10 protein-coding genes are annotated in these 11,285 nt (G+C 74.4%); 1 reads left to right on the top strand and 9 read right to left on the bottom strand.

The window, feature by feature from the left end; genetic code table 11:
* The first annotated feature begins 39 nt into the window (after positions 1-39).
* The gene (locus ACPOLB_RS11895; protein WP_425261575.1) at positions 40-741 is read left to right on the top strand and encodes an SGNH/GDSL hydrolase family protein; all 702 of its coding nucleotides are present in this window, start codon (positions 40-42) and stop codon (positions 739-741) included.
* On the opposite strand, the gene ACPOLB_RS11900 is transcribed toward ACPOLB_RS11895, so the two are convergent.
* Genes ACPOLB_RS11900 through ACPOLB_RS11940 form a run of 9 tightly spaced genes read right to left on the bottom strand, consistent with a single transcriptional unit; the run spans position 742 to position 11,284 of the window.
* On the bottom strand, positions 742-2,232 hold the full coding sequence (locus tag ACPOLB_RS11900) for a glycosyltransferase family 4 protein (RefSeq protein ID WP_425261576.1): 1,491 nt from the start codon (positions 2,230-2,232) through the stop codon (positions 742-744).
* Complete coding sequence (locus ACPOLB_RS11905) at positions 2,229-3,383, bottom strand: glycosyltransferase (RefSeq protein ID WP_425261577.1); 1,155 nt, start codon at positions 3,381-3,383, stop codon at positions 2,229-2,231. The genes ACPOLB_RS11900 and ACPOLB_RS11905 overlap by 4 nt, the downstream gene beginning before the upstream one ends.
* Positions 3,380-4,537 carry a glycosyltransferase family 4 protein gene (locus ACPOLB_RS11910; RefSeq protein ID WP_425261578.1) on the bottom strand — a complete coding sequence of 386 codons (1,158 nt, stop codon included), beginning with the start codon at positions 4,535-4,537 and terminating at the stop codon, positions 3,380-3,382. Before ACPOLB_RS11910 ends, ACPOLB_RS11905 begins: the two co-directional genes overlap by 4 nt.
* Positions 4,534-6,444: a polysaccharide biosynthesis protein gene (locus ACPOLB_RS11915; RefSeq protein WP_425261579.1), complete on the bottom strand. Its 1,911-nt coding sequence runs from the start codon at positions 6,442-6,444 to the stop codon at positions 4,534-4,536. The genes ACPOLB_RS11910 and ACPOLB_RS11915 overlap by 4 nt, the downstream gene beginning before the upstream one ends.
* Before the next feature lie 10 nt (positions 6,445-6,454).
* Positions 6,455-7,084 (bottom strand): sugar transferase, encoded by a 630-nt coding sequence (locus ACPOLB_RS11920; RefSeq protein ID WP_425261580.1) that lies wholly within the window; start codon positions 7,082-7,084, stop codon positions 6,455-6,457.
* A gap of 18 nt (positions 7,085-7,102) precedes the next feature.
* The gene (locus ACPOLB_RS11925) at positions 7,103-8,263 is read right to left on the bottom strand and encodes a DegT/DnrJ/EryC1/StrS family aminotransferase (RefSeq protein WP_425261581.1); all 1,161 of its coding nucleotides are present in this window, start codon (positions 8,261-8,263) and stop codon (positions 7,103-7,105) included.
* A gap of 35 nt (positions 8,264-8,298) precedes the next feature.
* Complete coding sequence (locus ACPOLB_RS11930) at positions 8,299-9,003, bottom strand: methyltransferase domain-containing protein (protein ID WP_425261582.1); 705 nt, start codon at positions 9,001-9,003, stop codon at positions 8,299-8,301.
* Complete coding sequence (locus tag ACPOLB_RS11935) at positions 9,000-10,214, bottom strand: glycosyltransferase family 4 protein (RefSeq protein WP_425261583.1); 1,215 nt, start codon at positions 10,212-10,214, stop codon at positions 9,000-9,002. The genes ACPOLB_RS11930 and ACPOLB_RS11935 overlap by 4 nt, the downstream gene beginning before the upstream one ends.
* Complete coding sequence (locus ACPOLB_RS11940; protein WP_425261584.1) at positions 10,211-11,284, bottom strand: glycosyltransferase; 1,074 nt, start codon at positions 11,282-11,284, stop codon at positions 10,211-10,213. The genes ACPOLB_RS11935 and ACPOLB_RS11940 overlap by 4 nt, the downstream gene beginning before the upstream one ends.
* Position 11,285: the final 1 nt, after the last annotated feature.

The following is an 11,285-nucleotide window of genomic DNA, read 5'->3' on the forward strand; positions in this document are numbered from 1 at the left end:
GCCGGGGCCGCGCGGCGGCACTGGCCAGGCATCTGCGCAGTGTTGCTGCTGGCCGGCTGCGGCGGGGGCGGCGCTGCCGATGCGCCGCAGGCTGCGCCACCGCCCGCGCCGGTGGTGGCGCCCGGCACCTGGGTCGTGCTGGGCTCGTCCAGCGCCGCCGGCACCGGCGCCAGCAGCGGCCAGGGCTGGGCCAGCCAGCTGCAAGGGGCCGCGCAGGCACGGCAGGTGGTGCTGCAGAACATCGCGCGCAACGGCACGCTGACCTACCAGGCGCTGGCCACCGGCAGCAACCCGCCGGCGGGCCGGCCCGCGCCCGACACCGCGGTCAACATCACGCGCGCGCTGCAGTTCGCGCCCAAGCTGGTGCTGCTGTCCTTTCCCACCAACGACACCGCCGCGGGCTACACGGCCGACGAAACCGCGGCCAACCTGCTGGCGCTGCAGCGCGCCGCGCAGGCCGCGGGCGCCGCGGCGCTGGTGCTGGGCGTGCAGCCGCGCGACGGCCTGACCGGCAGCCAGCGCGCGGTGCTCGCCGACCTCGACCAGCGCCTGGCCGCGCAGGCCGGCCCCTGCTTCGTGGCGCTGTTCGCCGCGCTGGCCGACGGCAACGGCCACATCGCCGCGGCCTATGCCGCCGGCGACGGCATCCACCTCAACGACGCCGGCCACCGCGTGGTGCGCGAACGCGTGCAGGCGGTGCTGGACGGCGGCCGCTGCGTGCGGCTGGCGGCCGCCCGCTGATCAGACCGGCTTCGGCGCGCGCAGCCCGGTCAGGAACGTGCGCCACTGCGGCAGGATGCGGTCGGGCACGTAGTCGGCCGAGACGACGTGCCCGCGCGCGACCAGCTCGTCGCGGCGCGCGGTCGCCAGCGGGTCGATCACGCGCGACAGCGCCTGCACCAGGTCGAGCGGCGAATAGGTGTTGAAGTACTCGGCCGCGTCGCGGAACACGTCGCGGTGCACGGCGATGTCCGACGCCACCACCGCGCCGCCGCAGCGCATGGCCTCGACGCCCGAGAAGTCGAAGCCTTCGCCGTAGCTCGGGCACACGGTGGCCACCGCGTGGCGGTACAGCAGCCGCAGTTCGGCCGCCGGCACTTCCTCGAGGAACTGCACCTCGCCGCGCGCCAGCCAGGGCGCGAAGCGCTTGACGATGGGCTTGTGGTCCCAGCCCAGCGCGCCGACGATCACCAGCTTCAGGTCGGGGTAGCGCTCCACGCGCAGCTGCTCCCAGGCCGACAGCAGCGTCGCGTGGTTCTTGCGCGGCTCCACCGTCGACACCATCAGCAGGTAGTCCAGCGGCCGCGCCGCCCAGCGCCCGGCGTCGGGTTCGTGCCCGGCCACCAGCGTGTTGCGCCGCGTGCGCACGATCTCGTGGATGCGCTCGGGGCTGCACTCGTCCTGCGCGTGGTAGTGGTGCGAGACCATGTTGTGGATGGTCACGGTGCGCGGCTCGACCTGCGGAAAGATGCGCAGCAGGTCGCGCCGCGTGGCGTCGGAGACGCAGGCGAACCAGGCGCCGCTGTCGACGTTGCGCTTGAGCGCGTTGTAGTGCGCGGCCTGGTGGAAGGCCTTGTCGGTGATGGTGTGCGGCATCAGCAGCGGGATCGCGTCGTGGTAGCGCACCACCATCTGCGTGCCCGGCATCACGTCGCCCGGGTACGGGGTCTCGGCGATCATCACGTCGTAGCCGCGCGTGTCCAGCCGCGGGTACAGCGCGCGACCCAGGCGCCGCGTCATCAGGCCGCCGGCGTGCATGGCGTTCCACGGCACGCGCGCGACGCGGAAGCCGGCCCGCGCGACGACGTCGTGGTCTTCCACCGGCAGCGTGCGCGCGAACAGGTCGCGCCAGACGAAGTCGGAGAAGTGCTCGGCCTCGAACAGGCCCAGACGCTCGCGCAGGCCGAAGAAGCGCCGCGCCAGCATCGCGGTGGGTGCGGTGAGGTTGCGCAGCGCCTCGGACACGAATTCCGAGACGCGCCGGCGGTCGCCCTGCTTCAGCGAGATCACCACGCGCGACAGCAGGTGGATGCGGCGGTCGGCGCTCAGCCGTGCCAGCTGCGCGCTGCCCGGCGGCGGCAGGCCCATCGAGATGACGCGGTTGCTGCTTTGCAGCAGGCCTTCGATGTGCAAGCCGTCGATGGTGCTCAGGCCGCGGAACAGCAGCCGCGCTTCTTGGGGGATGCCGGCGTGGCCGTCCAGCGCCGGGCGCATCTCGAGCAGGATCTTCAAGGGGGGCTCTCGTGGTCGGTGCCCGCCGGCGGCAGCGCCAGCAGGTCCCGGTACAGGTCCAGGATCAGGTCGCTCATTGTCTGTGCAGTCAGGCCCGCGGCCCAGCGGGCCTGCCCGGCGTGGCCGAACTGCCGGCGCAGCGCGGCGTCGGCGAGCAGGCGGTTGATCGCCGCGGCCAGCGCCGGCGCGTCGCCGGGCGGCACGGCCAGGCCGGTGACGCCGTCCTGGTGCAGCCAGTTCAGGCCCGAGCCGGGGATGCGCGAGGCCACCACCGGCAGGCCGCGCGCCATCGCCTCGAGCACGACCACGCCGTAGGCCTCGGCGCGCACGGTGGACGCCAGGCAGAACAGTTCGGCGGCGGCGAAGTGGGCCTCGACCCGCGCGGCCGACATCGGGCCGATGAAGCGCACGCGCTCGGCCACGCCGTGCTGCTGCGCCAGCGCGCGGAAGCGCGCCAGCTCCGGGCCGCCGCCGCCGACGACCACGACCACGTCGTCGGGCAGCAGGCGCGCGGCCTGCACCAGCACGTCGAAACCCTTGTAGTACGTGAGGCGCCCGAGCGAGAACACGATGCGGCGCCCGCCGTAGCGGCGCCGCGCTTCCTCGACCAGCCGCGGCTGCGCCGGCTGCGGCGGCGGCGCGCCCAGCGGCACCACGCGCACCTTGTGCAGCCAGGGCTGCAGCGTCGGCGACGACTGCGCATAGGGCGCGCTGGTGGCGATGATGGCGTCGGCGCGCTGCAGCAGCCAGCGCTCCAGCGGCTGGTAGACGTGGCGCGCCAGGCGCTGGCGCACGACGTCGCTGTGCCAGTGCAGCACCACGCGCCCCGCGGGCCGCGCGTACCAGACGGCCAGCGCCGCCAGCGGGTCGGGCATGTGCACATGCACGATGTCGGCCTGCTGCCGGCGCGCGCGCAGCTGCGGCAGCAGGCCCGGCGCCATCGACGTGGACAGCAGCAGACCGGCCGAGGCTGCGCGCGTGATGCGCACGCCCGATGCGTCGACGTCGTCGGCATGGCGCAGGCGCTTGTTGGCGCACAGCACCTCGACGGCCACGCCGCGCGCGACCAGGCCGGCGCTGAGGTCGCGCGCCACGGCCTCGATGCCGCCGTGGTGCGGCGGGTAGAACTTGCTGACCTGCAGCACCTTCACGCTCTGCTCCCGTCACCGGCCTGCCCTGCAGGCAGCAGCGCCGCCAGCAGCCCGCGTGCGCTGGCCGACCAGGTGTAGCGCGCGGCCTGCACCGGCCCGGCCGCACGCAGGCGCTGGCGCAGCGCGGGATCGTCGAGCAGTTGCACCAGCGCGCGCGCCATGTCGGCAGGGTCGGCCGGGTCGCAGTACAGCGCGGCGTCGCCGCACACCTCGGGCAGCGAGGCCGCGCGCGCGGCCAGCACCGGGCAGCCCTGGCCCATCGCCTCCAGCGGCGGCAGGCCGAAGCCTTCGTAGACGGACGGAAACACCAGCGCGGCCGCGGCGCCGTACAGCGCCTTCAGCGCGGCGTCGCCCTGCACGCCGACGCGCAGCACCGGGGCGGCCGCGGCCGGCGCGGCTGCCCCGGTGCCGTCGCGGAAGACCCGCGGGTTGTGCCCGCCGACGATCACCAGCGGCAGCGCCAGCCGCGCCGGCAGCGCAGCGTGGGCGCGCACCAGCGCCTCGAGGTTCTTCGTCGGATTCGCGTTGGCCACCGCCAGCAGGAAGCCGCCCGGCTGCAGGCCGTGCTGGCGCAGCAGCGTGTCGTCGGGCGCGACCGCGGCCAGGTGGTCGGCCCCGTTGTGCAGCACCTGCAGCCGCTGCGGCGGCAGCCCCAGGCAGGCCGCCAGGCGCTGCTGGGAGAAGGCCGACACCGTCAGCAGCGGCTGCGCCACACGCGCCTGGCGCGCGAACAGCAGCCGGTACCAGCGCACGAAGGCGGGCGTGTAGGCCTCGGGGTGGTCCCACACCGCGGCGTCGTGCAGCAGCGCCGCGGGCCGGCGCGCCCAGTACGGCGCGGCACCGGCCAGACTGAGCAGCCGGCCGCCGCGCGCGGCCCAGGGCAGCACGGCCTGCTCCCACAGGTGCAGCGGCAGGGCGACGACGCCCACCGTGCGGGCCCGGATGTGCCGCAGCGCGGGCGGCACGCCCTGCGGCGGGCACAGCAGCGTCACCGGGCCCAGCGCCTGCGCGGCAGCCGGGTCCTCGACCAGCAGCGCGTCCAGTGCCAGCACCAGGCGCGCGGCCACGCGCTGCACCCCGGTCGTGCGCTGCGCGGTGTACTTGCCGTTGATGAACAGCGGCAACGGCAGCGGCAGGCGCACGGCGCGGCTCACCGTGCCGGCCCGGGCCGGAACTCCGGCACCAGCGCCTGCAGCCGCTGGCGCACGGTGGCGTCGGCCACGGTCTCGCCACGCTCGGCCGCGGCCTGCAGCGCCGGCAGCGTCTCGTGCAGCCAGGCCAGCGCGTCGGCGTCGCCGCGGCCCAGCCGCGCGATGCGCAGCTGCGGCACGGTGGTCGGCAACGTGTCGTCGGCGTCGGCCAGCAGTTCCTCGTACAGCTTCTCGCCCGCACGCAGGCCGGTGAAGGCGATCGGGATCTCGTCCGGCGTGTGCCCGGCCAGCAGGATCAGCTGCCGCGCCAGGTCGACGATGCGCACCGGCTCGCCCATGTCCAGCACCAGCACCTGCCCGGTCTGGCCGATGGCCGCGGCCTGCAGCACCAGCCGCGCGGCCTCGGGGATGGTCATGAAGTACCGGATGATGTCCGGGTGCGTCACCGTCACCGGGCCGCCGCGCGCGATCTGTTCCTTGAACTTCGGGATCACGCTGCCGCTGCTGCCCAGCACGTTGCCGAAGCGCACGGCCATGAACTTCGTGCCCGGGTGCTGCGGCGCCAATGCCGACAGCACCATCTCGGCGGCGCGCTTGCTGGCGCCCATCACGTTGGTCGGGTTCACGGCCTTGTCGGTGCTGATCAGCACGAAGCGTTCTGCACCGCACGCGGCCGCCGCCAGCGCCGCGTGGTGCGTGCCCAGCGTGTTGTTGCGCAGCGCCGCCGCCGCGTTGTGCTCTTCCATCAGCGGCACGTGCTTGTAGGCCGCGGCGTGGAAGACGACCGCCGGCCGCCAGCGCTGGAAGATCGCCTGCAGCTGCGGCAGGTCCTTCACGTCGCCGATCAGCCGCACCAGCGCCAGCGCCGGGTGCGCCTCGGTCAGTTCCTGCTCGATGCTGTAGAGGTTGAACTCGCTCAGCTCCAGCAGCACCAGCCGCGCCGGCGCGTAGCGCGCCACCTGGCGGCACAGCTCGCTGCCGATGCTGCCGCCGGCGCCGGTGATCAGCACCGTCTTGCCGGCCAGGATGGTGCCGATGCCGGCCTCGTCCAGCTGCACGGGTTCGCGGCCCAGCAGGTCCTCGGGCTCGATCTCGCGCAGGCGTTCGATGCGGCTCTTGCCGGTGCGCAGCTCGTCCACGGTCGGCACGGTCACCACCGGCAGGCCGGTGCCGGCGGCCAGCTCCAGCGCGCGCCTGCGCTGGCCGGCGCTGGCGCCCGGCAGGGCCACGACGATGTGCGTGGCGGCGCCGCGCACGGCCTTGTCGCGCACGGCGTCCAGCGGCCCCAGCACCGGCACGCCGCCGATGCGCGCGCGGCGCTTGGCCGGGTCGTCGTCGAGCAGGCCCAGCACGACCCAGCCCTGCTCGTGGATGCCGGCCAGCAGCAGCCGTGCCGCGGCACCGGCGCCCATCACGATGGCGCGGCGGATCTCGCGTTCGCTGCCGGTGATGCGGCGCCGCGCGTGTTCGTACAGCATGCGGTAGGCGATGCGCACCACGCACACGCCCATCAGCGCCACCACCGGGTGCAGCGCCAGCACCGCCCGCGGCACCTTGCTCAGGCCCAGCCCCATCACCACGGCCGCGGCCGCCACGCCGGCCAGCGCGCAGGCGGCGGTGAGGCGCTGCACCTCGCCGAAGCCGCTGAAGCGCCACATGCTCTGCGGCACCTTGAACGCGACGAACGCCACCAGGTACGCGGCCACCACGCCGGCCAGCACCCAGCCGTCGTAGGACGGGCGCGCGCTGATCCAGCGCTCGAAGCCCAGGCGGAACAGGTAGGTGATGTTCCAGCAGGCGGCAATCACCAGCGCGTCCGCCAGCAGCGACAGCGGCTCTCGGTACGGACGCAGCCGTGCCAGCGCCAGGTCCAGGCGGTGCCAGGGCGTCGGTGCTGCGGGCGCGGTCACGGCCCGCTCCTCATGCGTGCCCGCCATGCCCGCCCTGCCGTGGCGGCCGGCCCTGCCCCAGCAGGCGCCGCACCGTGCGCCACAGCACCACGGTGTCGGTCCACAGCGTGGCGCGCTCGGCGTAGTCGGCGGCCAGCGCCAGCTTGGCCGGCAGGATGACCTCGATGTACGCCCGTTCGGGGTCGGCGGCACGGGCCAGTTGCCCGGCCTCGTCGATGTAGGCCAGCGAGGCCGGGTCGGTGATGCCGGGCCGCACCGCCAGCGCGCGTGCGCGCAGCGCCGGCGGGTAGTGCGCCACGTAGCGCGGCACCTCGGGGCGCGGGCCGACGACGCTCATCGTGCCCTGCAGCACGTCGATGAACTGCGGCAGCTCGTCGATGCGCGTGCGGCGCAGGAAGCCGCCCACGCGCGTGATGCGCGTGTCGGCGCCCACCGTCAGCGGCAGGCCGCCGGCGCCGTGCTGCATGGTGCGGAACTTGTGGATCGAGAAGGGCACGCCGTGCCGGCCCACGCGCTGCTGGCGGAAGAACACCGGGCCCGGCGAGTCGAGCTTCACCGCCAGCGCCACCAGCAGCAGCAGCGGCGACAGCAGCAGCAAGGCGGCGGCGGACACGAGCACGTCGAACAGGCGCTTGGCCATACCCTTTCGCAGCGGGTCTCAGCCGCCCAGCGCACGGCGCACCGAAGCCGCCACGCGCAGCACGTCGGCGTCGGTCATGCGCGTGTACAGCGGCAGGCTCAGCATGTGCGCGAAGGCGTGCTGGCTGTGCGGGAACTGCGCCGGCTGCAGGCCGTAGCGGTCGCGCCAGTAGGGCTGCAGGTGCAGCGGGATGTAGTGCACGCTGCAGCCGATGCCGTCGGCGTACAGGGCCTCGATCAGCCGGTCGCGCGCGATCGGCGCACCGTCGGCCAGGCGCAGCACGTACAGGTGCCAGGCGTGCAGGTCGCCGGCTGCGGGCCGCGGCGGCAGCAGCACCGGCAGGCCGCGCAGGGCCTCGTCGTACAGCGCCGCGAGCTGCACGCGCCGCTGCTGGAAGGCGCGCGCGCGCCGCAGCTGGTGGATGCCCAGCGCCGCGGCGATGTCGGTCAGGTTGTACTTGAAGCCCGGTGCCACGATCTCGTAGTACCAGCTCGGCACCTTGGCGGTGAAGCGGTCGAAGGCGTCGCGGCTCATGCCGTGCAGCCGCATCACGCGCGCGCGGCGCGCGAGCTCGGGGTCGCGCGTGACCAGCATGCCGCCTTCGCCGGTGGTGATGGTCTTGTTGGCGTAGAAGCTGAACACCGTGGCGTCGCTGCCCAGCGTGCCCACGAGCTGCCCGCCGCAGGTGGTGGGCAGCGCGTGCGCCGCGTCTTCCACCACCTTCAGGCCGTGGCGGCGCGCGATGTCCAGCAGCGCCGGCATGTCGGCCGCGAGCCCGGCGTAGTGCACCGGCATCAGGGCCTTGGTGCGCGGCGTGATCGCGGCTTCCACCGCCGCGGGGTCGATGTTCAGCGTGGCCGGGTCGATGTCGACCAGCTTCACGTCGGCGCCCAGGTAGCGCACCACCTCGGCGGTGGCGGTGAAGGTGTGCGTGGTGGTGATGACCTCGTCGCCGGGGCCGATGCCCAGCGCCTCCAGCGCCAGGTGCAGCCCGGCGGTGGCCGAGTTGACGGCCAGCGACGCCAGGGCCGGGTCGCCCAGGAAGGCCGTGAAGTCCTCTTCGAAGCGCTTGGTCTTGGGACCGGTCGTGACCCAGCCGGACTTCAGCGTGTCCACGACCTCGGCGATCTCGGCGTCGCCGATCTCGGGCAGCGCGAATGGCAGGAACTCTTGGGGCATGGCGAATTATCGGGGCTGGGTCGGCACGCCCCGGCTCAGCCCTTGTGCAGCCAGGCCAGCACGTGCGTGCGCAGCAGCGGCACGCTGTTGAACACGCGGTACAGCGCCGGGTGCCAGCGGCAGACCACGCGCGCCAGCGGCGGCGCCAGCGTCACGCGCGTGGCCTGCACGCGGGCCTGCGGGAACAGCTGCCGCACGCGCGCCAGCGGCACGCCGCGCACGTCGGGGTTGCGCGGGTTGTCGACGGTGAAGTCGTACCAGAGCACGGCGCCGCCCGGCGCCAGCCACGACCACATCGCGTCGGCCAGGCGCTGCTGGAAGGCGTCGTCGAGCAACGAGCTGAACACGGTGGACTGCAGCACGAGCTGCTGGCTGCCGGGCGCCACCACCGACGCCGGCGCGGCGGTGGCGTCGCCCAGCCACAGCGTGGTGGCCGCCGGCAGCACGTGGCGGGCCTGCGCGTGGCGTTCGGGCAGCAGTTCCAGGCCGGTCAGGTGCTGCGGCGCGAAGCCCAGCCGCAGCAGCTCCAGCAGGTTGCCGCCGCTGCCGCAGCCCACCTCGGCCAGGCGCAGCGCCGACAGGTCGGTGAAGCCCTGCGCTGCCAGGCCGCGCAGCAGCGCACGCTGGCGCTCGTGCAGGGTCTGCCAGACCTCGGGTCGCAGCGGGCTGTAGCGGTCGGCCACGCCTTCCGCTGCGCGGCGTGCATAGCGCTCGGCCACCGCGCGCGGTTCGTCGTTCATTGCAGCGCGTCCAGGAAACGCTGCGCCAGCACCGGGTAGGTGTGGTGCGCCAGCACGAAGGCACGGCCGCGCTCGCCCATCGCGCGGCGTTCGGCCGCCGGCAGCGCGGCCAGCCGGCGCAGGCCGTCGGCGGTGGCCTGCGGATCCTGCGGCGCCACCGTGAGGCCGCAGCCGGCCTCGGCCACCGGGTCGTTGCCGGCCTCCACGGCATGCAGCACGGCGCAGCCGGCCATCATGTAGTCCATCAGCTTGTTCGGCGCGATGCCGAAGCGGTAGATCGGCACACGCTGCCAGCCGATGTAGGCGATGTCCACCTGCGCCAGGAAGCCGGGGATCTGCGCCTTCGGGATCGGCGGCAGGAACTGCACGTTGGCCAGCCCCTCGTCGGCCACGCGCTGCACCAGCCGCGCCTGCTCGTGGCCGCTGCCCACCAGCACGCAGTGCAGCGGCGTGCCGCGCAGCAGCCGGGCGGCGTCGAGCAGGGTGTCCAGCGCATTCGGCAGCCCCATCGAGCCGGCGTAGCCCACCACGGTGGCGCCGGCCGCGCGCGCGGCCTGCAGCGCTGCCTCCACGTCGGCCCGCAGCGGCTCGGGGCTGCCTTGCCACTCGTCGAGCGTGATGCCGTTGGGCACGATGGCCAGCTTCTTCAGGTCGAGCCCGCGCGAGGCCATGTAGGCGTGCACCTTGGGCAGCATCGAGACCACGTGGTCGGCGTGCCGGTAGGCCGCGTCCTCGGCCGCCTGCACGAGCACGATGAAGGGGTGGCGGCGCGACATGCCCGAGAGCTCGATCGGGCTCAGCGGCCACAGGTCGTGCACCTCGTAGACCAGCCGCGCGCCGGCGCGGCGGGCGATGCGGCGCGCGACCCAGATGTCCATCGGGTAGGTGCTGGAGGCGATCACCACGTCGGGCCGGAACGTGCGCACCAGCCGCGGCGTGTCGCGCCACGCCGCGCGCAGAAAGGCCCAGATGTTCTGCACGCGGCCCAGGCCGTTGCCCTGGTACGGCGGCGTGGCGTAGAAGCGGTAGGCGATGCCGTCGTGCACGCTGTCGCCGGCGGGCGGCTGCTTGGCCCGCACGTGCGAGAAGTCGGCCGCGAGCATCTGCACCCGGTGGCCGGCCCGCACCCATTCGCGCGCCAGGTAGTAGGGCCGGTACTCCATGCCCAGCGCCGGGCCGCCGGCGTAGTGGTTGATGTAGAGGATGTTCACAGCGCGCGCAGGCGGTCGACGAAACGCTGCACGCAGGGCGCGAACAGCGCGTGGGCTTGCACCCAGGCCCGATTGTCCGCGGCCACGGCCTCGGCCCGCGCCAGCAGCGGCTGCAGGCGGGCCGCGGTGAGCGCCTCGCCGTCGCGCAGCACGATGCCGTTCTCGCCGTCGCGCACCAGTTCGCGGTTGGCCGGCAGGTCCGACAGGATCGGGATGCAGCCCTGCGCCATCGCCTCCAGCACCGAGACCGCGACCGAGTCGCTGGTGGGCAGGCTGAGGTACCAGCGCGCGGCGGCGTAGTGCGTGGCCTGCGTGGCGGCGTCGAGCCGGCCGACGAACTGCACGCCGGCCGGCGCCGCGGCCTGCAGCGCGGCGCGCTGGCTGCCGTCGTTGGCCACCACGAGCCGCTTGCCCGGCCACGCCAGCGCGTCGAAGACCTGCAGCACGCGCTGCGGCGCGTACAGCGGTTCGAGGCCGCGGTTGGCGAAGAACAGCCCGTCGTCCTTGGCCGGCGGCGCCGGCGGCATCGCCTCCAGCCCGAACGGAAACACCAGCACCTCGCCCGCGCCCAGCGCGTGCATGCGCGCGGCCATCACCTGCGAGTCGCTGGTGGTCAGCGCGCAGGCCTTCAGCACGCGCCGCGTGGTGTGGCGCAGCAGCGCACTGCGCTGCGGCGTGACCAGGATGTCGCTGCCCCAGGCCGAGCCCACCAGGCGCCCGCGCACGCCGTACAGCCGCTGGGCCAGCCAGGCCAGCGTGCCGTGCGAGCTGAGGTAGTGGGCGTGGATCCAGTGCGCGTCCACCTGCCGCAGCCAGCGTGCCAGCCGCGGCAGGTGGCGCAGCAGCGCGACGTTGCCGCCAGCCGCGTCGGGCCGCGTGCCCAGCGCCAGCCGGCGGGCCGCCGGCAGCACGGTGTCGAAGCCGGTCAGGAAGCCGCGGCTCGACGCGGCCCACAGCTCGATGCCCGGCTGCTGCGCCAGCGCACGCGCCCACTTCAGCAGGTGCGGGCTGTCGCCGTCGCCCAGCAGCACGTAGCGCAGCGGCGCGGGCTTCGCTGAAGCTGTGCCCACC

It is taken from the genome of Rubrivivax soli, from assembly GCF_049810355.1.
In the GTDB taxonomy this organism is placed as follows: domain Bacteria; phylum Pseudomonadota; class Gammaproteobacteria; order Burkholderiales; family Burkholderiaceae_C; genus Rubrivivax.